The organism is Streptomyces sp. WM6386, from assembly GCF_000972385.1.
Taxonomy (GTDB): Bacteria; Actinomycetota; Actinomycetes; order Streptomycetales; family Streptomycetaceae; genus Streptomyces.
In genome coordinates, this window is record NZ_JXTE01000068.1 from 1 (window position 1) to 23144 (window position 23144).

Sequence of the window (23144 nt, forward strand, 5' to 3'; positions counted from 1 at the left end):
GCTGGGGTTCGGGAGGCGGGGTGAAGCCGGGGCCGTCGGGCGGGGGGTGGCCGGGGCCACCGTAGGGGTTGTACGGCGAAGGGACGCCGGGTTGGGCGGGGAGGGCGTACGCCGGGGCCTGCGGCTGTTGGGGGTATCCGTACGCCGGGGGCTGGGCCTGGGGGTGCTGCGGGTGCTGCTGGGGGTGGCCGTAGGCGGGGTGACCGGGCGTGGGGCCGTACGGCGGGGGCGTCTGCGGGTCGGCTCCGTAGCCGGGACGGGCGGACGGGGGGCCGTACGGAGGCTGTGGTTGGCCCGGCCCACTCGTCGGCGCCGGTGGGGGAGTGTGGGTGCCCTGTCCCGCGACGACCGTGGGCAGGTGGTTCAGCGGCGCGCCCCCACCCGGCCGGCCCGGGGAAGGCGGGGTGCCGTCGGCGGGTGCGGGCGCGTGTTCGGGCGGGGCTTCAGCAGAGCCGGGCCCGGGGGCCGCGCCAGGGCCGGAGCCCACGCCCGAGCCGGAGCCCGCACCCGCACCGGATTCCGCGCCCGGCCCCTCCGGGTCCTCCGCGTCCAGCAACTGCACCGCATGCCGCCCGAGTTGTGCCACCAGCGCGCTCGGCAGCCACGGGTCCCGCGACCGTCCGTCGGCCACCGTGTCCTCGGCGCCGGTCCGCTCCAGCACCTGGTCCAGCGTCGGCCGTTTCGCCGGGTCCTTCTTCAGGCAGTCGCGGACGAGCTCGGCGACCCCCTCGGGCACGCCCTCCAGGTCGGGTTCCTCCTGGGCGATCCGGAACATCAGGGCGTGCACACCACTCCCCCCGGCCCCGAAGGGAAGCTTGCCGGTGGCGGCGTACGCGAGTATCGAGCCGAGGCAGAACACATCGCAGGCCGGCGTGATCCGGTCGCCCCGCACCTGCTCGGGCGCCATGAACCCGGGCGACCCGACGAGCGCGCCGGTCCGCGTCAGCCCCCCGTCGGTCACCGTCTCCAGTGCCCGTGCGATGCCGAAGTCGATGACACGGGGGCCGTCGATCGTCACCAGCACATTGGACGGCTTGAGATCCCGGTGCACGATCCCGGCGGCGTGGATGTCCTTGAGCGCGTGCGCGAGCCCGGCCGCGAGGATCTTCACCGACCGCTCGGGCAGTGCCCCGTGGTCGTGCCCGACGACCTGCTGGAGGCTGGGCCCGGCGACATATCCGGTGGCGACCCAGGGCACGCCGGCCTCGGTGTCGGCGTCGAGGACGGGCGCGGTCCAGTACCCGCCGACCTGCCGGGCGGCCTGCACCTCCTGCCGGAACCGCGCCCGGAACTCCTCCTGCGCGGCCAGTTCCTCGCGCACCAGCTTGACGGCGACGGTGCGCCCCCGGTCCGACCTGGCGAGATACACCTGCCCCATCCCGCCGGCCCCGAGCCGCGCCAGCAGCCGGTATACCCCGATCCTCTGCGGATTCCCCGCCCCCAGGCTCTCCATCGCAGCCCCTCCCCCGAACTCCCCCGTGCGTGCCCCAGTGCGACTGACCACGATAGTGCGGGCATACGAGGAGGTCAGCGACGCGTGTTCTACGGTTCCGATGGGGGTCCCCCCAGGCGTTCAGCACTGGGGGAGGACCGATCCGCTTCTGTGAGCGGCGGGCGACCTGTCCGGCCCGCCGTCGATCAGACGTCCTGGGTGACACAGCTGCCGAAGAGCTCCACGTTCACGATGAACGGGATCTGTATCTCCTCGCCCGCGGTGCCGGTGAACAGGCCCCAGCCGGGCTCCTGCACGATCTGCCGGTGCATGACCAGTTGGACCGCCGAGTACGGCGGCACCGCCACACCGCATGTGAACTCGTGAACGCCGGTCACGGTGGCGGCGCTGCTGTTGCGCAGGATGAAACTGTCGACGCGGGCGGTGTACGGAGGGCGGCGGGGGAGCCGCGAGAGCCGGGTCGGGCGGAACTGGCCGGGGGTGCGCGCGGACGAGGTGGCGGACGTGTTCTGCCGTGAGTTCAGCTGCCGGAGAAGGAGGGCCTGCCCCTGGCTGGGAGAGTAGGGACGAACCGCCCCGCCCCGCTCCCCTCACGCGACAACCTGTCGTGGAAAGCCCGCGTCCACAGACAGGACGCCGATACCGCTTCCGTATCGCGGACATTTACGCTCACCCGCATGACCCCTCAGCCAAACCCCGAGGTCGGCGCCGCCGTCAAGGCCGCGGACCGCGCTCATGTGTTCCACTCCTGGTCCGCGCAGGAGCTCATCGACCCGCTCGCCGTCGCCGGCGCCGAGGGGTCGTACTTCTGGGACTACGACGGCAAGCGGTACCTCGACTTCACCAGCGGGCTCGTCTACACCAACATCGGCTACCAGCACCCGAAGGTCGTCGCCGCGATCCAGGAACAGGCCGCGACCCTGTCCACGTTCGCGCCCGCCTTCGCCGTCGAGGCCCGTTCCGAGGCGGCCCGGCTGATCGCCGAGCGGACGCCCGGCGAACTGGACAAGATCTTCTTCACCAACGCCGGCGCCGACGCGGTGGAGCACGCGGTGCGCATGGCCCGGCTGCACACCGGCCGGTCCAAGGTGATGGCCGCCTACCGCTCGTACCACGGCGGCACCCAGCAGGCGATCAACCTCACCGGTGACCCGCGCCGCTGGGCCTCCGACAGCGCCTCCGCGGGCGTCGTCCACTTCTGGGCGCCGTACCTGTACCGCTCCCGCTTCTACGCGGAGACGGAGGAGCAGGAGTGTGCGCGGGCGCTGGAGCACCTGGAGACGACGATCGCCTTCGAGGGGCCGGCCACCGTCGCCGCGATCATCCTCGAGACGATCCCCGGCACCGCCGGGATCATGGTCCCGCCGCCCGGCTACCTCGCCGGTGTGCGCGAGATCTGCGACAAGTACGGGATCGTCTTCATCCTGGACGAGGTCATGGCCGGGTTCGGGCGGACCGGTGAGTGGTTCGCGGCCGACCTGTTCGATGTCACGCCCGACCTGATGACCTTCGCCAAGGGCGTGAACAGCGGATACGTGCCGCTCGGCGGTGTCGCCATCTCCGGCGAGATCGCGGAGACCTTCGGCAAGCGGCCGTACCCGGGTGGTCTGACGTACTCCGGGCACCCGCTGGCCTGTGCCGCCGCCGTCGCGACCATCAACGTCATGGCGGAGGAGGGCATCGTCGAGAACGCCGCCCGCCTCGGTGCCGAGGTCGTCGAGCCCGCGCTGCGGGAGCTGGCCGAACGCCACCCGTCGGTCGGCGAGGTGCGCGGTGTCGGCATGTTCTGGGCGCTGGACCTGGTGAAGAACAAGGAGACCCGCGAGCCGCTGGTGCCGTACAACGCGGCCGGTGAGGCCAACGCCCCGATGGCCGCGTTCGGCGCCGCCGCCAAGAAGCACGGGATCTGGCCGTTCATCAACATGAACCGCACCCATGTCGTGCCGCCGTGCAACGTCTCCGAGGCCGAGCTGAAGGAAGGCCTCTCGGCGCTGGACGCGGCGCTCTCCGTGGCGGACGAGCACACGCGGTAGCCGCAGGCCCTGTGACGCACGCTACGCGGGTAAACGCCGAAAACCCGAACGCGTAAGGTGGCGTGCTCGTAGACATACGTGTACGAGCACGCCCACCCGACCGCCATCAGGGAGAGGCCGACCATGCCCGGCAGCAGCGGCAACGGCGCCGTGACCCGCAGCACCCTGCGGCAGCAGATCGCCGACGCGCTTCGCGACGAGGTGCTCGCGGGGCGGCTCCAGCCGGGTCAGGAGTTCACGGTCAAGGAGATCGCCGAGCAGTACGGGGTCTCCGCGACCCCGGTCCGCGAGGCGCTCGTCGACCTCTCCGCTCAAGGTCTCCTGGAGGCGGACCAGCATCGCGGTTTCCGCGTGCACGAGTACTCCTCGGCCGACTACCGGGGCATCATCGAGGCCCGCAGCCTCGTCATCGACGGCATGTTCCACGCGCTGGACGGCGGCCACCAGGGGTTCGTCCACGACCCCGACAACTCCCGTGTCCTCGCCGCCCTCGCCGGGGTGCGACGGCGTGGCGAGGAGGCGCAACGAGCGGCCCTCGCCGGGGACCTCACCGTTCTGATCGGCTACGACCTGCGGTTCTGGCGTGAGTTGAGCGCCGTGTTCGGCAACCCCTACCTCGCCGACTTCCTGCACCGGCTGCGCGTCCAGTCCTGGGTGTGCGCGGTACAGCAGCTGCGCCGCCTCACCGACCTGCGCGGACAGCTGTGGGCCGAGCACACCGAGCTGGTCGACGCGCTCGTCCACCGGGACACCACGGCGGCGCGGGAGATCGTCGCCGCGTACAACGCGCACTCGCTCGCGGTGGTCGAGCGCATGGCCGGCGGATGAGCCGCCGGACGTGAGCCACCCGCGGGTGTGGGTATGGGACGTACAGCAGAGCAGCTGACCCCGCCCGGGGGGAAGCCACGGCACGCCGGACCGATTACTCTTCCCTGACCGCTTCGCTACACCGTGCTATGCGAGGAGCCTTCTTTGGCCTGTGACCTGTGGCTGGTACCGCTCGTCGACGTGTTGTGCCACACGCCCGACAACCCGTTCGCCGAGGAACTCGCGCAATACAACAAGGTGCTCGCCGAGGCCGGGCTGCCACCGGTGCCGGTGTACCAGTACATGCCGGGCCTGTCCGGTGAGGTCGCCCCGGTGGCCGGCTTCGACTACGACGCGCTGCACTTCCTGCGCCGCGCGTATCTCCTCCAGATGTGCGGTCTGCCGGTGACGCCGGTGGACGAACTGGGCGGGGACTACGAGCAGTTGCTGGAGATGTTCGAGACGACGGCCCAGCAGTCCCATCTGGTCTGGCACTACGACCACGCCGGCGCCTATGTGCCGGTGGACTTCCCGCACCCGCTGGCCAATGACGAACTCCTGGCCGGTGGCGGCCCCTTGGGCTCCTCCCAGACGCTGCTGCGGGAGCTGGAGCTGGTGGCCCCCTCGATCGGCATCGACCCGGCCAACCCTCCGGCGGCCCCCCAACCCCCGCTGGGCCCCACGGAACTGGAGGAGCCGGCCGTCCCCGCGCCGTACGACCCCAGCCCCTTCGCCCGTGAGCGGCATGTGTGGCTGGGCCTGCACGCGGCGGCGACCCGGAGCCTGGCACAGGGGTCGATGATCATCTTCAGCTGAGGCTCAACGCAGCTGCGACAGACCCTTCTTCAGGTCCTCGCTGTTCATGATGGGGAAGACCTCCACCTGGGCGTTGAGGTGCGAGAAGAACGGCTCGCCGATGGGAGGCAGATCCGAGCTGTCCTGCATGTCGAAGACGAGGAAACAGGTCCGCCGACCGCCCTCGGGCCCGAAGTAGGCGGCCTCCGGCTTGATGTGCTCCAGCGTCTCCGCCAGCAGTTCCTGCATCTTGCCGCTGGCCAGTGCCTCGTTCGCCTTGTCCGTGTCCAGCGTCGCCTTGAGCATCACGCGCATCGCAGTCACCTTCCGCCGTCCGCCCGGTTTGCGTACTTTTACATCGTATGCCCGATGGCCGGTTCCAGCCCTGCCAGCCGGTCCGGCTCCGCGATCACCTCGATCTCGCTGATCAGATCGCCGTCGAAGGTGAACCGGAGCAGCACCCGCAGACGCCCCGCCTCCAGCATCGCCACGGCGATCTGCCCGTCGACCAGGACGAGATCCGCGAACCGCGCCCGGCCCGTGGAGGCCATCGCGCCCTCGGCCACCGGGCGGGCGCCGGAGACGAGGATCGGTTCGGGGGTCGGCAGGACCGCGCGGTCGGCGCACAGGACCACGTCGGGGTGGAGCAGGGCGAGCAGCGCGTCGAAGTCGCCGCCACGCGTCGCGGCGAGATACGCGCCGACCACCCTGCGCTGCCGCGGCAGGTCGGCCGAGGGTGCCGGCGCTCCCTTGACCCGGCGCCGGGCACGGCTCGCCAACTGCCGTGTCGCCGCCGGGGTCTTCTCGATCAGCGGGGCGATCTCGTCGAAGGGGACCTGGAACATGTCGTGCAGGACGAAGGCCAGCCGTTCCGCCGGGGCGAGGGTGTCGAGGACGACGAGCAGCGCGAGGCCCACCGAGTCGGCGAGCAGCGCCTCCTCCTCGGGGTCGGCCACAGTCACGGCCGCGGCCCGCTCCAGCGGCTCCTCACGCCGGTGCTCACGCGAGCGCAGCATGTTCAGACACACCCGCGCGACCACCGTCGTCAGCCATCCCGCCGGGTTCTCCACGTCCCCCGTGTCCGCCCGGCTGACCCGCAACCACGCGTCCTGCAACGCGTCGTCGGCCTCGGCGACCGACCCGAGCATGCGATAGGCCACGGCACGCAGCCGCGCCCGGTGCGCCTCGAACTCCTCGATCATGATCCCCCCGTCCACCCCGGGACCCTAGAACACGGCCGTCCCGCCCTGCGTCAGCTTCCAGTTGGTGACCGCGAAGTCCGCCGGGTTCAGGGCCCCCTTCGCCGTCACGTAGTCGATCATCAGCTGGCGGATCTCGTTCGTCGAGCTGTACGCGATGTCCGCGTCCGCGATGTGCGGGTACCCCGAACCGCCGTTGGCCCGGTAGTTGTTGACGGCGACGACGAAGACCTGGTCGTCGGCCACGGCCGCACCGCCGTAGGTCAGGTTCTTGATCCGCGAACCCTCGGCGGCCGCGATGTCGATGTCGTACGAGACTCCGGCCGCCGTGTCGTACATGTAGTCCCAGAAGCTGTTGGCGTTGGTGAGGGTCGCGGTGTCGACCTTCGTGCCGCCGGGGACCTGGTGGTAGTACTTCGCCGCGAACTCCAGGTAGTCCTTGAGCTGCGCGCCCGTCAGCTTCTTGCCGTACAGGGTGTTGTCGTAGATGTAGAGCCCGGCGATGTCCTTGATGGTCACGCTGCCCGCGGGGATGTCGGCGGTGCGGGAGAAGGGCGCGGCGACCGAGATCAGCGGGAGGGCCGCGTCGGACGTGGACAGGCCGGCCTTCACCGTGTCCATCTGGACCTGGTGGATGAAGTCCATGATGGGGACGTCCTTCCAGCAGGACTCGGCGGCCGAGAGGTCCTCGGTGCAGGTGCCCACGGCGGTGTTGACGTACTTCACCACCAGCTCGTGGTCGGCCTCGAGGAGCTTCCTGATCTCCGGGTCCTCGTCCACGGACTTGGGGTCGAGGGTCTGCGCGGTCTTCTTGGTGACCTTCCAGCGGCCGTGCTCCAGCTCGACCTCGAAGTCGAAGACGCTCAGCCGGTAGCCCCAGCAGTACGGCTCCGACAGCAGCACCTCCTCGCCGGTCTCGGCGTTCTTCACGGTGTACGAGGGCACCTCGACGTGGGTGTGGCCGACCAGGATCGCGTCGATGCCCGGGACCTGCTCGGCGACGAGGTTGGAGGCGTTCTCGACGTACGGGAGCGCGTCGCCGTAGGACGTCGACCCGTCGAGGCCCGAGTGGTCGGTCAGGAAGACCACGTCACAGCCGAGCGCCCGCAGCCGCGGCACATACTTCTTGGCCTGCTCGACCAGCCCCGGGAAGACCATCTTCCCGCTGACGTTGTCCTTGTCCCACAGCGCGATGCCCGGGTTGGTGAGGCCGAGGATGCCGACCTTGATGTCGGGGGCGCCCGGCACACAGATCCGCTTCACGGTGTACGGCGCGAAGGCGGGCCGCAGGGTCTTGGCGTCCAGCGCGTTGGCGCCGAGCAGCGGGAAGTGACACTGGCTCTCGAACCTGCGCAGCGTCTCGATGCCGTAGTTGAACTCGTGGTTGCCGAGGGCGGCGGCGTCGTAGCGCATGTGGTTCATGGCGACGGCCATCGGATGCTTGACGCCCTTGCCGGTGATGGGCTGCACGCGCGCGAAGTAGTACGCGAGCGAGGTGCCCTGGATGATGTCGCCGGCGTCGACCAGCAGCACCCGCTCCTCGCCCTTGGCCTCGCGCTGCTGCTTGATGAGCGTGGCGACCCGTGCGACGCCGACGGAGTTGCCCTTGGCGTCGCTGTAGGCCGCGTCCTTGTAGTAGTCCCAGTCGAAGACATGGCTGTGCAGGTCGGTGGTGCCGAGGACGGAGAACGACCAGGTCTTGGGCGCCCTGGTGGCGGGCTTGTGCTCGGCGGCCTGTGCGGCAGGCGCCGCGGCCGCTCCCGCGACGGCCACGGCCGCACCGGTGACGGCCGACTTCTGCACGAACTCACGTCGGTTCATGGGACTGACGGGCATACGGAGCTCCTGGGACTGGAGAGGGAGGAGGGGTACAACTACCCGCGTAGATAGTTGCGTTCCCCCGCTTCCAGGCGGAACCAGGAAAAGGCCATGGGCCGGTCAAGGAAATCCTTGACCGGCCCATGTGTGCCGCGCCTAGATGAACGAGTTGATCTCGATCGTCTCGTCCCGGCCCGGGCCCACGCCGATCGCGGAGATCGGGGCGCCGGACATCTCCTCGAGCGCCTTGACGTAGTCCTGGGCGTTCTTGGGGAGGTCGGAGAAGGACTTGGCCTTGGTGATGTCCTCGGACCAGCCGGGGAGGGTCTCGTAGATCGGCTTCGCGTGGTGGAAGTCGGTCTGGGAGTACGGGAGCTCCTCGACGCGCTTGCCGTCGATCTCGTAGGCCACACAGACCGGGATCTGCTCCCAGCCGGTGAGGACGTCGAGCTTGGTGAGGAAGAAGTCGGTCAGGCCGTTCACGCGGGTCGCGTAGCGGGCGATGACCGCGTCGAACCAGCCGCAGCGACGGTCACGGCCGGTCGTCACGCCCCGCTCGCCGCCGATGCGGCGCAGCGCGTCGCCGTCGTCGTCGAAAAGCTCCGTCGGGAACGGGCCCGAGCCGACACGGGTCGTGTACGCCTTCAGGATGCCGATGACGCGGCTGATCTTCGTCGGGCCGACACCGGCGCCGGTGCAGGCACCGCCCGCGGTCGGGTTGGACGACGTCACGAAGGGGTACGTGCCGTGGTCGATGTCCAGGAGGGTGCCCTGGCCGCCCTCGAAGAGCACGACCTTGTCGTCCTCCAGGGCCTGGTTGAGGATCAGGACCGTGTCGGCGACGTACGGCTTCAGCCGGTCCGCGTAGGACAGCAGCTCCTCGACGACCTGGCCCACCTCGATGGCGCGGCGGTTGAAGACCTTGGTGAGGAGCTGGTTCTTGCCGTCGAGGGCCGCCTCCACCTTCTGGGTAAGGATCGACTCGTCGTACAGGTCCTGGATCCGGATGCCCACGCGGTTGATCTTGTCCGCGTAGGTGGGCCCGATGCCTCGTCCGGTGGTGCCGATCTTCCGCTTCCCGAGGAAGCGTTCCGTCACCTTGTCCACGGTCACGTTGTAAGGCGTGATGACGTGAGCGTTACCGCTGATCAGGAGCTTGGACGTGTCGACGCCACGCTCGTTCAGCCCGTTCAGCTCGGAGAACAGGACCGACGGGTCGATGACGACTCCGTTGCCGATGACGGGAGTGCATTCAGGTGTGAGGATTCCGGAAGGGAGGAGGTGCAGGGCGTACTTCTGATCGCCCACGACTACCGTATGGCCGGCGTTGTTGCCGCCCTGGTAGCGCACCACATAGTCCACAGACCCACCAAGCAGGTCCGTGGCCTTCCCCTTGCCTTCGTCACCCCACTGAGCACCGAGCAGCACAAGTGCGGGCACGCGCGTACACCCCTTCCGGGCGGGGCATGTCCAAGGTCAGGGGCGTACGCGACACGGCCTTGTGCCTCGTACCCTGGCGACCTGCTTCGGCCACCGACGGCCGTGGTCGGCCGTGAACCCGTCGGACCCGGATGCCCCGGAATAGACGAAGCCCCTGGCGCAATAGCGCAAGGGGCTCTTGCACAAAGATGCTACCCGAGGAAGCGAGGCATGACCGAGGTGGCGACTTCAGCGACTTCCGATCAGCTGCTGGTGGTCATCGATCCGGTTGCCCGCAGGATGGACGGGGAATCCGTCCGTATCGCAAAAGACGTGCTCAGCGCGGGTGCGGCCGGGACGAAGGTGTGTCTGCCGGCCGACCCGGAGGAGTTCGCCCGCGTGCTGGCCCGGCGCGGTTCGCGGCGGCCGGTGGTCGTCGGCGACGACCGGGCGCTGCTGCGGGCGGTGTCCCTGCTGCACCGCCGACGGGAGCTGGCCGGATGTGTGCTGTCGGTCGTGCCGGTGGGCGGGGTGCTCACCGTCGCGCGGTCCCTGGGCGTGCCCATGGGCGCGGTGGCGGCGGCGCGGGCGGTCCTGGAAGGGTCGGAACGACGGCTCGATCTGCTGGTCGACGACAGCGACGGCGTGGTCCTGGGCGCGCTGCGGATCCCGCCGCTCGCTCCGCGGGAGGAGCCGGAGGACGCCGGCCGGCCCTGGCTGCGGACCTGCCAGTCCCTGGTCCGGACCCTGGTGCCGGCCCGTCCGCTCCGGCCCGCACAGCCGTCCCCCGTGACCGGCCCCTCCCGGCTGCGGGTCGAGGTGGACGGGGAGATCCTCGTCGACCTGGACCAGCCCGTGGAGGCGGTGTCCGTGTCCCCGGGGGGTTCCGGGGCGGCGGCGGTGGAGGTGCGGCCGGTGTCGGTGGGCGCGGAGGCGTCGCCCCTGCTGGCCCGTGGGCGGCGGGTGACGGTGTCGGGGGCGGACTTCCGGTACCGGGCGGACTCGGGCGTGTGGGGGCCGGTACGGAGGCGCACGTGGACGGTGTGGGAGGGGGCGCTGGGGCTGACCCTTCCCGGGGACTGATCGGGGTCATGGCGCGGGAGCCCGGGCCGGGTCAGGGGTGGGTCAGGAGGGGTCAGGGGTGGGCCTCTCTCCACGCGGTCATCGCCCTGTTCCACTCCTCCCCCGACAGCGCCGTCAGCGAGGCCGGGAACAGGCCGTCCTCCTCCTTGGCGATGTGGTGGTGGAGTTCCTGGACCGCCTCGGTCAGCGTCCGGACGTCGGCCGCGTCGGCGAGGTCCAGCGAGGGCAGCAGCGCGGCGAGCTCGCGGTGCTCGGCGACGAGGGCGGCGATGTGGTCGGCGTATTCCGGATCGGCCCGCATCACCGCGAACAGCCCGTCCTCCTCACCCCGCCAGTGGCCCTCCAGCTCCCGTGCCATGACCCCGACCAGCTCGCGGGCCCGCCCGAGCTCCCCGCGCTCCAGCGCCCGCAGGGCGTCCCCCGCGGCGTCGGTGACGCGCTCGTGCTCGGCGATGAACTCTTTGATGAGCGGGATGTCGCGGCAACCGCAGTAGTGGCACATGGGGTTGTTGTAGGGGAGCGGGGGTGGCGGGGTGGGGAGCGCCACGCGTGGGTCAGGACTCGGGCTGGTCGTCGGCCTTCTCGTGGGGACGCCGCTGAAAGCCATCAGTGTCGAGCTTGCAGCCGAAGGGCTCGGGAATCTGGAGTGACTCGCCGAATGGTTTGGAGAAGCGGACCTCGTAGCCGTTCACGGACGGAGACCCGAAGACGATGGCCTGCATCTGCTGCATGTCGAGGACCAGGTAGACGGGGACGCCGGACTTGCCATACATCTCGACCTTGTCCGTGAGGTCATCCTCCCGGGTCGAGGTCGAGGTCGGCTCGGCAACGAAGGAGAGGCCCTCTCCGTCCAGATGGTTGCTGTCGGCGTCATACGTCCGCTCGTGCGCTGCGTGGATGTCCGGCCCGTATGCCCGCTCGACACCGGGGAACACAAACAGGTTGGGTGCGCGCTCGATGAGGTGACCTTCAGGAAGAGACGGCTCAAGTTGGCTGCACACCGACCGCATGACGCGGTTGTAGTACCCCTTCGACCGCGGCGACACGACGATGCTCCCCCTGATGATCTCGGCCTTGTAGCCGTCGGGCACATGCAGCTCGTCGAGGAGGCACAGGAGCTCCTGGAAGCCGCCATCGGGCTCAGTGCCGCTTATCACCGGTCGCTCTGCCATGAGTGTCATGATGCGCCCTCCCCTCGATGCAAACCAGCTGCAACTCAGAGTAGTCGATTCATCACATCAGCGTGATCGGAATCGTCCTTCAACCCCCCCCCCGTAACCCCCAGCTCCCGCGCCCTCCCCATCAACCCCGCCAACTTCCCCGCCGCCCCCTCGTACGTCAGCCCCAGCGGCGGCCGGATGTTGGACAAGCAGTTCCGGTCGGCGTCCGTGGTCACCCCCGGCGCCGGCCGGTATGTCAGATACGCCCCCAGCGAGTCCGCCGCCGACATCCCGGGCCGTTCCCCCACCAGCACGACCACCATCTGCGCGCCCATCGCCGCCCCGACGTCGTCCCCCAGCGCGACCCGGGCCTGCTCGGCCAGCACGACAGGGGCGATCCGCCACCCCGTCAGGAGCGCCACCGTCGCGCGCACCACCGCCGCCGCGTGCTCGTGCACCGCCCGGCTGGACAGCCCGTCCGCGACGACGAACGCCACGTCCCACTCCCCCACCGGCAGATGCGCCCGGTCGGTGGGATCGAGCCGGCGGCCCAGATCGGGTCGCTGGAGATACGTCAGCCGGTCACCGGCCGCACTGCGGACCCGTACCGTCGGCATCCCCGGCAGCCCCGCCGCGACCGTGTCCGGCTCGAACGGCGAGTGCACCGCGTCCCGGGCCGCCGCGTGCGCGGTCTGGAGCTCCAGGCGGTGCCGGGTCGGCAGCGCGGAGCCGGAGCGGCCGAGGCCGATGCGGGCCTGGGTGCGGCGGCGCAGCGAGACCCACAAATCGTCGTTGCCCAGGGCCAGTTCACTCATGCCGCGAGCTCCTTTCCGATGGCCGTCAGTGCGTGGGAGCCGACCTCGCGGATGCCGCCGCGTTCGTCCAGCAGACCCATCGAGTCCAGCCACGCCTCGAACTCCGGCGCCGGGCGCAGCCCCAGCACCTCTCGCAGGTACAACGCGTCGTGGTACGAGGCCGATTGGTAGTTCAGCATGATGTCGTCGCCGCCCGGCGTGCAGATCACGAAGGAGGCACCGGCGACACCGAGCATGGTCAGCATGGTCGCCACGTCGTCGTCATCGGCGTCCGCGTGGTTGGTGTAGCAGATGTCCAGGCCCATCGGCAGACCGAGCAGCTTGCCGCAGAAGTGGTCCTCCAGGGCGGCGCGGAGGATCTGGCGGCCGTCGTACAGGTACTCCGGGCCGATGAAGCCGACGACCGTGTTGACCAGCAGCGGGTCATAGCGCCGTGCCACCGCGTACGCCCTCGCCTCCACCGTCTGCTGGTCCACCCCGTGGTGCGCTTCGGCGGAGAGCGCGGCGCCCTGGCCGGTCTCGAAGTACATGACGTTCCGGCCGACCGTGCCGCGCTCCAGCTTCAGCGCGGCCTCGTACGCCTCGTCGAGCAGGCCCAGGGTCACGCCGAAGGACGCGTTCGCCGCCTGCGTTCCCGCGATCGACTGGAAGACCAGGTCCACCGGGGTGCCGCGCTCCATCAGGTCCACGCTCGTCGTGACGTGGCACAGCACGCAGGACTGGGTCGGGATCGCGTACCGCTGGATCACGCCGTCAAGCAGCTCCAGCAGCTCCCGTACCGCCTTCGGGCTGTCCGTCGCCGGGTTGATGCCGATGACGGCGTCTCCCGATCCCAGCAGCAGCCCGTCCAGCAGGGCCGCCGCCACACCCGCCGGGTCGTCGGTCGGATGGTTGGGCTGCAGACGGGTCGCGAGCCGCCCGGGCAGCCCGATCGTGGACCGGAACGCCGTCACGACCCGCACCTTGCGCGCCACCGCCACCAGATCGGCGTTCCCCATGAGCTTGGAGACGGCCGCGACCATCTCGGGGGTGAGCCCGGGGGCCACGGCCGTGAGCGCGGGGGAGTCGGCCGTCAGCAGCCACTCCCTGAACTCGCCCACGGTCAGCCCGGCCACCGGTGCGAAGGCCGCCGCGTCGTGCGTGTCCAGGATCAGCCGGGTCACGTCGTCGGTCTCGTACGGGATCAGCGGCTCGGTCAGGAACGTCGTGAGCGGCACCTCGGCCAGCGCCCAGCGTGCCGCGACCCGTTGCCGTGCGCTCGTCGCCGCGAGTCCGGCGAGATGGTCGCCGGAGCGCTCCGGGCTCGCGGCGGCGAGGAGGCGGGCGAGGGAGCCGAAGCGGTGGCGTTCGCCGCCGAGGGTGGACGTGTAGCTCATACAGGGGACCGTACGAGCCACATATTGCCGACAGATTTCTAAAGGTCTGGTTGACAAACATTTAACGCCCCGAGACCCTTGGCCGACTCATTTCGCCTACAGAGTTCCGGTCCAGCACACCAGCACACCGGTAGGAGAGGGGCCAGCTCGATGGCAGTGGACGAGGGAGTCGCCCCGGCGGCGAAGACAGACGAAGGCGGCACCGTCCACCGGTTGAAGCCCAACGCCATCGGCCTGCTCGGCGTGGTCTTCATGGCCGTCGCGACCGCCGCGCCGATCACCGCGATGACGGGCAACGTGCCCTTCATGGTGTCGGCGGGCAACGGCATCGGCGCCCCGGCGAGCTATCTCGTCGCAATGGTCGTCCTGGCAATCTTTTCCGTCGGCTTCACGTCGATGGCGAAGCACATCACCTCCACCGGAGCCTTCTACGGCTTCATCTCCTACGGCCTCGGCCGCACGATCGGCCTCGCCTCGGGTCTGCTCGCGACGTTCGCGTACATGGTGTTCGAGCCGGCGCTGATCGGCATCTTCTCGACCTTCGCGACGACGACCCTGGGCGACCAGACGGGACTTGACATCCCGTGGTGGGCGTTCGCGATCCTGATGCTCGCCGTCAACGCGATGGGCACCTGGTTCGGCGTGTCCGTCGCCGAGAAGCTGCTCGTGATCCTGCTGGCGACCGAAGTGACGATCCTCGCCGCGATGGCGATCTCGGTCGCCCTGCACGGCGGCGGCCCGGACGGCTTCAGCCTCGACCCCGTCAACCCGGTCAACGCCTTCAAGGGCACCAGCGCCGGCCTCGGCCTCTTCTTCGCCTTCTGGTCGTGGGTCGGCTTCGAGTCGACGGCGATGTACGGCGAGGAGTCGCGCAACCCGAAGAAGATCATCCCCAAGGCCACGATGATCTCCGTCCTGGGCGTCGGCGTCTTCTACGTCTTCGTCTCCTGGATGGCCATCACGGGCACCGGCCAGTCGTCGGCCGTGAAGGTCGCCACCGAGAACCCGCTCGGCCTGTTCTTCGGCCCGACCGAGCAGTACGTCGGCCACTGGGCGGTCGACGTCATGCAGTGGCTGATGATCACCGGCTCGCTGGCCTGCGGCATGGCCTTCCACAACTGCGCCGCCCGCTACATGTACGCGCTGGGCCGCGAGGGCGTCCTGCCGTCCCTGAAGAACACCCTCGGCCGCACCCACGCCCGGCACGGCTCCCCGCACATCGCGGGCCTGGCCCAGACGGTGGTGACCGCCCTGCTGATCGGCGCGTTCTGGGCCGCGGGCAAGGACCCGTACAACGCGCTCTACGTGCTGCTGGCCATCCTCGGGACGATGGCGATCCTGGTCGTCCAGGCGGTGTGCTCCTTCGCGGTGCTGGTCTACTTCCGCAAGAACCACCCCGAGAGCCGGCACTGGTTCAGGACCTTCACCGCCCCGCTCGTCGGCGGCATCGCGATGCTCGCGGTCGTCGTCCTGCTGGTGTCCAACATGGGCGTCGCGGCCGGCGCGGAGTCCGGTTCGCTGGTGCTCAAGGCGACGCCGTGGATCGTCGCGCTGATCGCGGCGGGCGGCATCGGCTACGCGCAGTACCTGAAGAAGCGCTCCCCCGAGCGGTACCTGCTGATCGGGCGGACGGTCCTTGAGGAGACGAAGGAGCGGTAACCCTCCGGGAGTTCAGCCTCCGAACGTCTGCTCGCGGTGCACCCGCCACCGCTCCATCATGGCCGAGATCTCGCCTTCGATGAACTCGAAGAAGGCGAGCGTCTCGGCCATGCGGCGCCCTGCGGGGGTGTCGCCCCCGAGGCTGTTGACGCCTTCCCGCAGGGCACCTTCCCAGCGCTTGATGAGGGCCTCGCGGTTGGTCAGGGCCTCGTACCACTGGTCTCCGTGCACGACGTAGCGCTCCCGGCGCGAGCCGGGCTCCCGCTCACGCGAGACCATGTGCGTCTGCGCCAGGTAGCGCACCCCACCGGAGACGGCCGCGGGACTGATCTGCAACTGTTCGCCCAGCTCGGTGGAGGTCATCGCGCCCTCGTCGGAGGAGAGGAGCGCGGCGAAGATCCGGGCGGGCATCCGCTGCATCCCGGCCTCGACGAGCTGCGCCGCGAAGGACTCGACGAACTTCGACACGGCCTCCGCGTCCCGCCCGCCACCAGCTGCTTCCGTCATGGACTCATCCTAACGGCGATTTTGGCTCTTCTTTAACTTCACAAATTTCTGAACTAAGCGTACGTTCTGAAGCATGACGAAGGCAATCACCGTCTCCGGACTGCACAAGTCGTTCGGCAAGACCCACGCACTCGACGGACTCGACCTGGACGTCGTCACCGGCGAGGTGCACGGCTTCCTCGGCCCCAACGGCTCCGGCAAGTCCACCACCATCCGTGTCCTGCTCGGCCTGCTGCGCGCCGACTCCGGCGCCGCGCAGGTGCTCGGCCGCGACCCGTGGGCGGACGCGGTCGAGGTGCACCGCCGGATCGCCTACGTCCCCGGCGACGTCACCCTGTGGCGCAACCTGTCCGGCGGCGAGGTCATCGACCTGTACGGCAGGCTGCGCGGCGGCCTCGACACCCGGCGCCGCGCCGAGCTGGTCGAGCGCTTCGAGCTGGACCCGACCAAGAAGGGCCGCACGTACTCCAAGGGCAACCGGCAGAAGGTCGCCCTGGTCGCCGCGTTCGCCTCGGACGTCGACCTGCTGATCCTGGACGAGCCGACCTCGGGCCTGGACCCGCTGATGGAGGAAGTCTTCCAGCGGTGTGTCGAGGAGGAGCGGGACCGGGGCCGTACGGTCCTGCTGTCCTCGCACATCCTCAGCGAGGTCGAGGAGCTCTGCGACCGGGTGAGCATCATCCGCAAGGGCCGTACGGTCGAGAGCGGCTCGCTGACCGAACTGCGCCACCTCACCCGGACCAGCGTCACAGCCGAACTCGCGGGCCCGCCCAACGGGTTGGCGAAACTGCCGGGCGTCCACGACCTGGACGTCCAGGGGAACCGGGTCCGGCTCCAGGTCGACACCGACCAACTCGACGGACTGCTCCGGCAGTTGAGCGAATCAGGCGTGCGGTCGCTGACCTCGACGCCGCCCACGCTGGAGGAGCTGTTCCTGCGGCACTACCAGGACGAGCACCACCAGGACGAGGCGGTGGCCCGATGAGCACCCTCGCTGCACCCCAACTCACCGGCACGAGCGTGCTGTTGCGGTTCGCGTTGCGCCGCGACCGGCTGATGATCCCGGTCTGGGTCGGCGTGAACACGCTGATGGTGCTGTCGATGCCGAACAGCCTCAAGTCGCTGTACGGCACCCCGCAGGAACGCGCCGACCTGATCCACCAGGTGTCCACCAACGCCTCCTTCCGCGCCCTGATCGGCCCGGTCTTCGACACCTCGCTGGGCGCGCTGACCGCCTGGCGCATCGGCGTCTACGCGGGGCTCCTGGCGGCGGCGATGAGCCTGATGATCGTCGTACGGCACACCCGGGACGAGGAGGAGAGCGGCCGCCAGGAGCTGGTGGCGTCGGGGATGGTGGGCCGCCGGGCCTCGTTGACGGCGGCACTGCTGGCGGCGGGGGTCGCCAACGCCGTACTGGCCCTGCTGGTGACGGCGGGCCTGGCCGGCCAGGGGCTGGTGGGCGCGCTCGCGCTCGGCCTCGGGATCGCGGCGGCCGGCATGGTCTTCGCCACAGTGGCGGCGATCGTCGCGCAGCTGACGGAGAGCGCGCGGCTGGCGCGGGGCCTGACCGCCGGGGTGCTGGGTGCGGCCTTCGTGCTGCGGGCAGCGGGCGACTCGGCGACGGACGACGGCAGTTCGGCCCTGACCTGGCTGTCACCGCTGGGCTGGCTGGAGAACCTGCGCCCGTACGCGCACGAACGCTGGTGGGTGCTGGGCCTGTTCACGGCGGCGGTCGGCGCACAGGCCCTCGTCGCCTACGTGTTGGCAGGCCGCCGGGACGTCGGCATGAGCTTCCTGTCCACCCGCCCGGGCCCGGCCGTCGGACGCCTCGGCAGTGCGGGCGCGCTGGCCTGGCGGTTGCAGCGGGGCGGCGTGTACGGCTGGAGCATCGCCTTCTTCCTCGTCGGCGTCGTCTACGGCGGACTGACGGACGGCGTGGCGGATCTGGTCGGCGACAACGACAACGCCCGGCGGATCTTCGAGCGGATGGGCGGCCAGAGCGGCCTGACGGACGCGTTCCTTGCCTCGATGGTCGGCATGATGGGGCTCATCGCGGCCCTGTACGTGGTCGGTTCGGTGCTGCGGCTGCACGGCGAGGAGACGTCGGGCCGCGCGGAGCCGGTGCTGGCGAACGCGGTGGGCCGCATGCGCTGGGCTTGTGGCCATCTGGCGGTGGCCTTCGGCGGCTCCGCCCTGATCATGCTCCTGACCGGCCTCGGCTTCATCGTCGGCTACGGCAAGGAGGCGGGGCCCATCCTGGGGGCGGCCCTGGTGCAGCTTCCGGCGGTGTGGGTGATCGGCGGACTCGCGACCGCGCTGTACGGCCTGCTGCCACGACTGGCCCCGGCCGCGTGGGGCGTCGCGGGCGCGGTCCTGCTGATCGGCTGGGTCGGCCCGGCGCTGGACGCTCCGCAGGCGGTGCTGGATGTGTCGCCGTTCGGACATCTGCCGAAGTTGCCCGGTGGGGAGATGAGTTGGGGGCCGGTGCTGGTGCTGGTCGGGCTGGCGGTGGTGCTGGTGAGTGTGGGGTTGGCCGGGTTGCGGCGGCGGGACATGACGACGTGACGGGGCGAAGTGCCCGGGCGGAGCGGGGATGAGCGGCGGAGCGGGGATGAGCTGCTGTGCGGGAGTGTGCCTGCGCCTCCAGCACCTCCTGCGCCTCCTCCGAGAACCGTAGGAGGCGCGAGGCACGTCCTACCCGGCATGAGGCAGCGACCGGACCCCCGGGACCGACGGAACGCGGTGACGTGCGGTGGCTGTCTGCTGTCGGCGGTCGGCGCGCTGGTGGCGACCCTCGTCTGGGCCGCCTCGCCCCGCACCAGACGTCATCTGGGCGGCGGCTTCGAGGGCGAGGGCACCGACTACGGCGCCGTCCTCGTCGAGCTCCCCCTCGTCGCCCTCGCCGGAGCGCTCCTGCCGGCGCTCGTCTCCGTCGTGATCGCGTATCTGGTGGGCCGACGGTCAGACCTCCACGGCTAGCCCTTCCAGCCCCCTGATCACGAAGTTCGGCTTCCGCTCCGGCTCGGCGGCGAGGGCGAGTGCCGGCGCCTTCTCCAGCAACGCCGTCATCGAGGCCGCCAGCTCGATACGGGCCAGCGGGGCACCGATGCAGTAGTGGATACCGGCGCTGAAGGAGATGTGCGGGTTGTCCTTGCGGGTGAGGTCGAGGCGGTCGGGGTGCCGGAAGACGTCCGGGTCGTGGTTGGCGGAGCCGAAGAGCATGGCGATCTCGGCGCCCCGGGGGATGGTGGTGCCGTCGATCTCGATGTCGTCCAGGACCCAGCGCTCGAAGAGCTGGAGCGGGGTGTCGTAGCGCATCAACTCCTCGATCGCGGACGGGATCAGGGAGTGGTCGGCGCGGAGGGCCGCGAGCTGGTCGGGGTTGCGGAAGAGGGCGTGCCAGCCGTTGACGGTGGCGTTGACCGTGGCCTCGTGCCCCGCGTTGAGCAGCAGGACGCAGGTCGAGATCATCTCCTGCTCGGTGAGCCGGTCGCCCTCGTCGTGGGCGGCGATGAGCCCGGAGATCAGATCGTCGCCGGGGTTCTCGCGCCGCTCGGCGATGAGCTCGCGCAGGTAGTCGGAGAACTCGACGGACGCCCGCACCGCCCTCGCGGCGACATCCTCGGGCGGGCTCAGCTCATACATCCCGCAGATGTCCGCCGACCAGGGCCGCAACGGGGCCCGATCGGCCTCCGGGATACCCAGCATCTCGGCGATGACGGCGACGGGAAGCGGCTCGGCGACATCGGTGAGCAGATCGCCGCCCCCCTTCTGGACCAGTCCGTCGACGAGATCACCGGCCAGCCGGGCGACGTAAGGCTTGAGCTGCTCGACCGTCCTCGGCGTGAACGCCTTCGACACCAGCCGCCGGATCCGGGTGTGGTCCGGCGGCTCCAGGTCGAGCATCCCGTGATCGTTGAGCGTGTGGAACGGCTCGTGTTCCGCCGGGGGCGCCGTCCGCGCGAAGTCCTCGTGCGTGAACCGGTGCTGATACGTCCGCCCGAGCCGCCGTTCCCGCAGCAGCGCCGAGACGTCGGCGTGGTGCGGGACGAGCCACTGGTCGGTCGCCTCGAAGTAGTGCACGCGGCCCTTGGCGCGCAGCTCGGCGTAGGCGGGGTACGGGTCGGCGAGGAACGCCGGGTCCCAGGGGTCGAAGGCTGCCATGGACGGACGTTAGTCCGCCGGTCCACGTTCTGACCAGGGGTGTCTCAGCGGGTCACCGGCGCGGGGCCCCATCGGAGGTGGCGTCCGGCGCCTGGCCGAAGTCGGGCAGGGTGACCGTGCCGTCCTCGGCGAGGGGGAAGCCGGGGTTGTGGGCGACTTCCCAGGCGTGGCCGTCGGGGTCGGTGAAGGCGCTGGAGTAGAAGCCGATCTCGTTGACGGCGGCGGGCTTGGTGACGGTGCCGCCGGCGGCTTCCGCCGTGGCGAGGAGTTCGTCGACCTCGGCCTCGGAACGGACGTTGTGCGCGAGGGCGATCCCGCCGAAGCCGTTGGCCTTACCGGGTTCCAGACCGACGTCCGCGGCGAGCTTGGCCCGGCCCCAGAGTACGAAGCCGAGCCCGCCGGCCTGGAAGAAGACGGTCTCCTGGACTTCTTGGCCCCGCCAGCCCAGGGCTTCGTAGAATCCCTTGGACCGGGCGAGGTCGGAGACGCCGAGGGTGATCAGGGTGACTCGCTGTTCCATGAGGGGTGGCCCTTCAGATGCGTGATGAGGGCGGTGAAGGCGGGGGTGGGGAAGGAGAGGGTCGCGCGGTGGGGGGCTTTGGAGTCGCGGACGGCTATCTGGGTGGGGAGTTCCGCGATTTCGACGCAGGTGTCACCCTCGCCGCCGCTGGAGTATGTCGACTTCCGCCAGCTCATTACAGTTCCTTCGCCAGTCGATGGATGAAGTCCCGTGACGCCGCGTGGTCCAGCGACGCCCCCTCCACCTTATGGAACAGCGTCCGGAGGTGCTTCAACTGCGATTGCGCATCGCAGAACTCGACGCCGGTGGGCGAGTCGCGCAGCCCGGTGTCCAGTTGAGAAACTGGGCCGCCCAGGTACACCAACGAGGCCCCGGCGCCGGCAAAACCCTCCTGGTCGACCGGGATGACTCGGACACTGGCACGGCCCTCTTCGATCTTGTCCAGAATGAAGCGGAGTTGGGAACGTGACGTCCCTCGTGTGGACACGTGGACACGCAGCGCCATCTCGTGGATCACTGTCTCGTACGGCGTCGGGGATTCGCCCTCGAAGATGACACGACGCCTCATCCGGTGCTCCACCCGCGGCTCCACCTCGCTCTCGGGCAGTTCGGGGCGCATGTACGTGAAGACCGCACGGGCATAGTCCGGCGTCTGGAGAAGCCCGGGCACATACGTGATCACGATTTCACGCAGGGACGTCGCATGATGCTCCGCCTCGGCCACGTCCATGTTCACCTGCGGCAGGACTCCACGGTAGTCGTCCCACCAGCCGCGTGAGCGCTCGCCGGCCATGGCCGCCAGAGCGTTGATGAACTCCTCGTCCTCACAGAGACAGTGAGCCGCGAGACGGCGGATCCGCTGCGCACTGACGGCCGCGATGCCAGCCTCTACCTGGCTCATCTGGGCCGGGGGCGTGTTAAGGAAAGCCGCCACTTCACGCGACTTCAGGCCTGCCGCCTCACGCAACTTGCGCAGTTCCGAACCCAGCCGGATCTGCCGCGCGGTGGGATGACTCCTCGCCGCCATGCACCCTCCCGTGCCAACGCCTTTGCCCACTTGCCTCGTTCGCGGGTCAGATTACGGCAACGGCTTGCACGGGCCGAATATTTAGCCCTACCGTTAGTGACGCAACGCACACGCTGCGGAACTGCACCGCTCCGCCCTGCCACGCCGGACGCGGCACCGCCGCCGCGCAACCCCCACCCCCGAAACGGAGTTCCCGCATGCCCGAAACAGCCGACGACTCCTGGGAGTACTCCCTCTACATCCCCAACGACCCCCGAGCCGTCACCGTCTGCCGCCGCACCCTCCGCCTCATCCTCACCATGCACGGCCTGATCAACCTCACCGACACCGCGGAACTCCTCGCCACCGAGCTGATCTCCAACGCCGTACGGCACACGAAGGGCCCCGCGGCACTCCGGGTGCGCTGGAAGGACGGTGTGCTGCGGATCGGGGCGTGGGACGCGGACCCGGAACCGCCCGAGCCGCCGAGGCCGCCGGAGCACCTCACCGACACGGAGGACGGCCGCGGCCTCGCCCTGGTCCGGGCCTGCGCCGACCTGTGGGGGTGGCAACCGCAGGCCAGATACGGCAACCGCGGCAAGTACGTCTGGTGCGAACTGGCCTCGGCGTGAGTCGGCCTCGACGAACTCGGTGCGGAAGCCACAGCCGGTCACGGAACCGTCCGGGTACGGTGAAAGCGACACTGCGAAAGGGAGCCGACGCCATGACCACCCGCCCGGCAGAGTCCGGCCATCCTCATCTCCCCCCCATGCGCACCATCGGGGAACTCCGCGCCGCCCTCACCATGGGCTATGGCTTTCCTGGCGACGCCGACGACTTCGAGGCCGAGCTGGCCCGCGAGATCAACCACGCCGACCCCGCGGACCTCTCCGGTGTTGTCCGCCTCGTCGAGGAGTTCCGCGGCCGGGTCGCCGCACGCCAGGATCCCGACTTCGACTCGGCCGTCGCCGCGGCCGTCGCAGACATCCGCACGGCTCGGAGCAACGATCGGTGAGCGACGACCGACAGCCGGCCGTCGCCGAGATCACCCGTGAGGCCCACGCCCGCTGTCTCGCGCTCGGAGGCGGAGCGCTTGAGGCAGTCGAGGTCTTGCGAGTCGAACTGGAGAAGAACCCGTCACTCGGTCGGCGAGCCCAGAGCGCCGTCGAGGGCATGAAGATCTATACGACACGCGTCGAAGGGACGGACGTCCGCCCCGCTCTGACCGTCACCTACGTCTACGACGCCCCACCCCCCGAGCCCGGTCTGATCCGCATCGCTCTCGTGTCCCCCGTACGCCTCGCCGGTGGCGCCGGGTTCTGAGCGGCGT

At 70.0% G+C, this 23144-nt stretch carries 26 protein-coding genes; 11 read left to right on the forward strand and 15 right to left on the reverse strand.

Features of this window, described 5'->3' with window-relative positions:
- On the reverse strand, positions 1-1453 hold a 1453-nt coding region (locus TN53_RS32130; protein ID WP_046262273.1), incomplete at its 3' end, for a serine/threonine-protein kinase.
- Positions 1454-1638: 185 nt separating this feature from the next.
- Positions 1639-1830, reverse strand: a complete 192-nt coding sequence (locus tag TN53_RS32135) for a hypothetical protein (protein WP_046262274.1) — start codon at positions 1828-1830, stop codon at positions 1639-1641.
- A 300-nt stretch (positions 1831-2130) separates the two neighbouring features.
- Between TN53_RS32135 and TN53_RS32145 the strand changes: the two genes are divergently transcribed.
- From TN53_RS32145 to TN53_RS32155, 3 genes are all read left to right on the forward strand, one after another.
- Entirely contained in the window at positions 2131-3486 is a 1356-nt protein-coding gene (locus TN53_RS32145; RefSeq protein ID WP_046262276.1) for an aspartate aminotransferase family protein, read from the forward strand.
- A gap of 123 nt (positions 3487-3609) precedes the next feature.
- A complete protein-coding gene (locus TN53_RS32150) occupies positions 3610-4314 on the forward strand; it encodes a GntR family transcriptional regulator (protein ID WP_046262277.1) in 705 nt (234 codons plus the stop codon).
- 144 nt (positions 4315-4458) lie between these two features.
- Complete coding sequence (locus TN53_RS32155; protein WP_046262278.1) at positions 4459-5109, forward strand: hypothetical protein; 651 nt, start codon at positions 4459-4461, stop codon at positions 5107-5109.
- 3 nt (positions 5110-5112) lie between these two features.
- On the opposite strand, the gene TN53_RS32160 is transcribed toward TN53_RS32155, so the two are convergent.
- The 4 genes from TN53_RS32160 to TN53_RS32175 all read right to left on the reverse strand — a co-directional run bounded on the left by TN53_RS32160 (position 5113) and on the right by TN53_RS32175 (position 9545).
- Positions 5113-5403, reverse strand: coding sequence for a DUF3303 family protein (locus tag TN53_RS32160; RefSeq protein ID WP_046262279.1), 291 nt, complete (start codon positions 5401-5403; stop codon positions 5113-5115).
- 38 nt (positions 5404-5441) lie between these two features.
- On the reverse strand, positions 5442-6290 hold the full coding sequence (locus TN53_RS32165) for a sigma-70 family RNA polymerase sigma factor (RefSeq protein WP_046262280.1): 849 nt from the start codon (positions 6288-6290) through the stop codon (positions 5442-5444).
- A gap of 24 nt (positions 6291-6314) precedes the next feature.
- Entirely contained in the window at positions 6315-8123 is a 1809-nt protein-coding gene (locus tag TN53_RS32170) for a bifunctional metallophosphatase/5'-nucleotidase (RefSeq protein WP_046262281.1), read from the reverse strand.
- A 138-nt stretch (positions 8124-8261) separates the two neighbouring features.
- Positions 8262-9545: an adenylosuccinate synthase gene (locus tag TN53_RS32175; RefSeq protein ID WP_046262282.1), complete on the reverse strand. Its 1284-nt coding sequence runs from the start codon at positions 9543-9545 to the stop codon at positions 8262-8264.
- Positions 9546-9755: 210 nt separating this feature from the next.
- Here TN53_RS32175 and TN53_RS32180 point away from each other — a divergent pair, with 210 nt between their 5' ends.
- Positions 9756-10607 (forward strand): hypothetical protein, encoded by an 852-nt coding sequence (locus TN53_RS32180; protein ID WP_046262283.1) that lies wholly within the window; start codon positions 9756-9758, stop codon positions 10605-10607.
- A gap of 52 nt (positions 10608-10659) precedes the next feature.
- Here TN53_RS32180 and TN53_RS32185 read toward each other — a convergent pair whose 3' ends face one another.
- Genes TN53_RS32185 through TN53_RS32200 form a run of 4 tightly spaced genes read right to left on the reverse strand, consistent with a single transcriptional unit; the run spans position 10660 to position 13958 of the window.
- Positions 10660-11154 (reverse strand): hemerythrin domain-containing protein, encoded by a 495-nt coding sequence (locus TN53_RS32185; protein WP_234441748.1) that lies wholly within the window; start codon positions 11152-11154, stop codon positions 10660-10662.
- 7 nt (positions 11155-11161) lie between these two features.
- The gene (locus TN53_RS32190) at positions 11162-11788 is read right to left on the reverse strand and encodes a Uma2 family endonuclease (RefSeq protein ID WP_046262284.1); all 627 of its coding nucleotides are present in this window, start codon (positions 11786-11788) and stop codon (positions 11162-11164) included.
- Between the two features lie 35 nt (positions 11789-11823).
- Positions 11824-12582 (reverse strand): ethanolamine ammonia-lyase subunit EutC, encoded by a 759-nt coding sequence (gene eutC / locus TN53_RS32195; protein WP_046262285.1) that lies wholly within the window; start codon positions 12580-12582, stop codon positions 11824-11826.
- Positions 12579-13958 carry an ethanolamine ammonia-lyase subunit EutB gene (locus tag TN53_RS32200; RefSeq protein ID WP_046262286.1) on the reverse strand — a complete coding sequence of 460 codons (1380 nt, stop codon included), beginning with the start codon at positions 13956-13958 and terminating at the stop codon, positions 12579-12581. Before TN53_RS32200 ends, eutC begins: the two co-directional genes overlap by 4 nt.
- A gap of 150 nt (positions 13959-14108) precedes the next feature.
- Between TN53_RS32200 and TN53_RS32205 the strand changes: the two genes are divergently transcribed.
- The gene (locus TN53_RS32205; protein WP_046262287.1) at positions 14109-15617 is read left to right on the forward strand and encodes an APC family permease; all 1509 of its coding nucleotides are present in this window, start codon (positions 14109-14111) and stop codon (positions 15615-15617) included.
- Between the two features lie 12 nt (positions 15618-15629).
- On the opposite strand, the gene TN53_RS32210 is transcribed toward TN53_RS32205, so the two are convergent.
- Positions 15630-16124, reverse strand: a complete 495-nt coding sequence (locus tag TN53_RS32210; protein WP_046262288.1) for a GbsR/MarR family transcriptional regulator — start codon at positions 16122-16124, stop codon at positions 15630-15632.
- Positions 16125-16197: 73 nt separating this feature from the next.
- Here TN53_RS32210 and TN53_RS32215 point away from each other — a divergent pair, with 73 nt between their 5' ends.
- From TN53_RS32215 to TN53_RS32225, 3 genes are all read left to right on the forward strand, one after another.
- A complete protein-coding gene (locus TN53_RS32215; RefSeq protein WP_046262289.1) occupies positions 16198-17109 on the forward strand; it encodes an ABC transporter ATP-binding protein in 912 nt (303 codons plus the stop codon).
- Positions 17106-18689 carry an ABC transporter permease gene (locus tag TN53_RS32220; RefSeq protein WP_046262290.1) on the forward strand — a complete coding sequence of 528 codons (1584 nt, stop codon included), beginning with the start codon at positions 17106-17108 and terminating at the stop codon, positions 18687-18689. The genes TN53_RS32215 and TN53_RS32220 overlap by 4 nt, the downstream gene beginning before the upstream one ends.
- A gap of 138 nt (positions 18690-18827) precedes the next feature.
- Entirely contained in the window at positions 18828-19103 is a 276-nt protein-coding gene (locus TN53_RS32225; protein WP_046262291.1) for a hypothetical protein, read from the forward strand.
- Here the strand turns inward: TN53_RS32225 and TN53_RS32230 are convergent.
- From TN53_RS32230 to TN53_RS32245, 4 genes are read right to left on the reverse strand one after another with little or no spacing between them, the layout of a single operon-like run.
- Positions 19086-20288 (reverse strand): cytochrome P450, encoded by a 1203-nt coding sequence (locus tag TN53_RS32230; protein ID WP_046262292.1) that lies wholly within the window; start codon positions 20286-20288, stop codon positions 19086-19088. The genes TN53_RS32225 and TN53_RS32230 overlap by 18 nt on opposite strands.
- Positions 20289-20340: 52 nt before the next feature.
- Positions 20341-20808: a VOC family protein gene (locus tag TN53_RS32235; RefSeq protein ID WP_046262293.1), complete on the reverse strand. Its 468-nt coding sequence runs from the start codon at positions 20806-20808 to the stop codon at positions 20341-20343.
- On the reverse strand, positions 20787-20984 hold the full coding sequence (locus tag TN53_RS32240) for a DUF397 domain-containing protein (protein ID WP_046262294.1): 198 nt from the start codon (positions 20982-20984) through the stop codon (positions 20787-20789). The genes TN53_RS32235 and TN53_RS32240 overlap by 22 nt, the downstream gene beginning before the upstream one ends.
- Positions 20984-21835 carry a helix-turn-helix domain-containing protein gene (locus TN53_RS32245; protein ID WP_046262295.1) on the reverse strand — a complete coding sequence of 284 codons (852 nt, stop codon included), beginning with the start codon at positions 21833-21835 and terminating at the stop codon, positions 20984-20986. Before TN53_RS32245 ends, TN53_RS32240 begins: the two co-directional genes overlap by 1 nt.
- Before the next feature lie 197 nt (positions 21836-22032).
- On the opposite strand from TN53_RS32245, the gene TN53_RS32250 reads away from it, so the two are divergent.
- The 3 genes from TN53_RS32250 (at position 22033) to TN53_RS32260 (ending at position 23137) form a co-directional block, all read left to right on the forward strand.
- Positions 22033-22446 (forward strand): ATP-binding protein, encoded by a 414-nt coding sequence (locus TN53_RS32250; RefSeq protein ID WP_046262296.1) that lies wholly within the window; start codon positions 22033-22035, stop codon positions 22444-22446.
- A gap of 137 nt (positions 22447-22583) precedes the next feature.
- Positions 22584-22829 carry a hypothetical protein gene (locus tag TN53_RS32255; RefSeq protein WP_159038225.1) on the forward strand — a complete coding sequence of 82 codons (246 nt, stop codon included), beginning with the start codon at positions 22584-22586 and terminating at the stop codon, positions 22827-22829.
- Positions 22826-23137 carry a hypothetical protein gene (locus tag TN53_RS32260; protein ID WP_046262298.1) on the forward strand — a complete coding sequence of 104 codons (312 nt, stop codon included), beginning with the start codon at positions 22826-22828 and terminating at the stop codon, positions 23135-23137. The genes TN53_RS32255 and TN53_RS32260 overlap by 4 nt, the downstream gene beginning before the upstream one ends.
- The last annotated feature ends 7 nt before the right edge of the window (positions 23138-23144 follow it).

Excerpts from the sequence above, each read along its gene's own strand:
- TN53_RS32240 (WP_046262294.1), bottom strand. The coding sequence starts at position 20,984 with ATGAGCTGGCGGAAGTCGACATACTCCAGCGGCGGCGAGGGTGACACC.
- TN53_RS32235 (WP_046262293.1), bottom strand. The coding sequence starts at position 20,808 with ATGGAACAGCGAGTCACCCTGATCACCCTCGGCGTCTCCGACCTCGCC.
- TN53_RS32200 (WP_046262286.1), bottom strand. The coding sequence starts at position 13,958 with ATGAGCTACACGTCCACCCTCGGCGGCGAACGCCACCGCTTCGGCTCC.
- eutC (WP_046262285.1), bottom strand. The coding sequence starts at position 12,582 with ATGAGTGAACTGGCCCTGGGCAACGACGATTTGTGGGTCTCGCTGCGC.
- TN53_RS32150 (WP_046262277.1), top strand. The coding sequence starts at position 3,610 with ATGCCCGGCAGCAGCGGCAACGGCGCCGTGACCCGCAGCACCCTGCGG.
- TN53_RS32225 (WP_046262291.1), top strand. The coding sequence starts at position 18,828 with ATGAGGCAGCGACCGGACCCCCGGGACCGACGGAACGCGGTGACGTGC.
- TN53_RS32205 (WP_046262287.1), top strand. The coding sequence starts at position 14,109 with ATGGCAGTGGACGAGGGAGTCGCCCCGGCGGCGAAGACAGACGAAGGC.
- TN53_RS32210 (WP_046262288.1), bottom strand. The coding sequence starts at position 16,124 with ATGACGGAAGCAGCTGGTGGCGGGCGGGACGCGGAGGCCGTGTCGAAG.
- TN53_RS32230 (WP_046262292.1), bottom strand. The coding sequence starts at position 20,288 with ATGGCAGCCTTCGACCCCTGGGACCCGGCGTTCCTCGCCGACCCGTAC.
- TN53_RS32245 (WP_046262295.1), bottom strand. The coding sequence starts at position 21,835 with ATGGCGGCGAGGAGTCATCCCACCGCGCGGCAGATCCGGCTGGGTTCG.
- TN53_RS32190 (WP_046262284.1), bottom strand. The coding sequence starts at position 11,788 with ATGACACTCATGGCAGAGCGACCGGTGATAAGCGGCACTGAGCCCGAT.
- TN53_RS32250 (WP_046262296.1), top strand. The coding sequence starts at position 22,033 with ATGCCCGAAACAGCCGACGACTCCTGGGAGTACTCCCTCTACATCCCC.
- TN53_RS32170 (WP_046262281.1), bottom strand. The coding sequence starts at position 8,123 with ATGCCCGTCAGTCCCATGAACCGACGTGAGTTCGTGCAGAAGTCGGCC.
- TN53_RS32165 (WP_046262280.1), bottom strand. The coding sequence starts at position 6,290 with ATGATCGAGGAGTTCGAGGCGCACCGGGCGCGGCTGCGTGCCGTGGCC.
- TN53_RS32145 (WP_046262276.1), top strand. The coding sequence starts at position 2,131 with ATGACCCCTCAGCCAAACCCCGAGGTCGGCGCCGCCGTCAAGGCCGCG.
- TN53_RS32215 (WP_046262289.1), top strand. The coding sequence starts at position 16,198 with ATGACGAAGGCAATCACCGTCTCCGGACTGCACAAGTCGTTCGGCAAG.
- TN53_RS32180 (WP_046262283.1), top strand. The coding sequence starts at position 9,756 with ATGACCGAGGTGGCGACTTCAGCGACTTCCGATCAGCTGCTGGTGGTC.
- TN53_RS32255 (WP_159038225.1), top strand. The coding sequence starts at position 22,584 with ATGCGCACCATCGGGGAACTCCGCGCCGCCCTCACCATGGGCTATGGC.
- TN53_RS32160 (WP_046262279.1), bottom strand. The coding sequence starts at position 5,403 with ATGCGCGTGATGCTCAAGGCGACGCTGGACACGGACAAGGCGAACGAG.
- TN53_RS32220 (WP_046262290.1), top strand. The coding sequence starts at position 17,106 with ATGAGCACCCTCGCTGCACCCCAACTCACCGGCACGAGCGTGCTGTTG.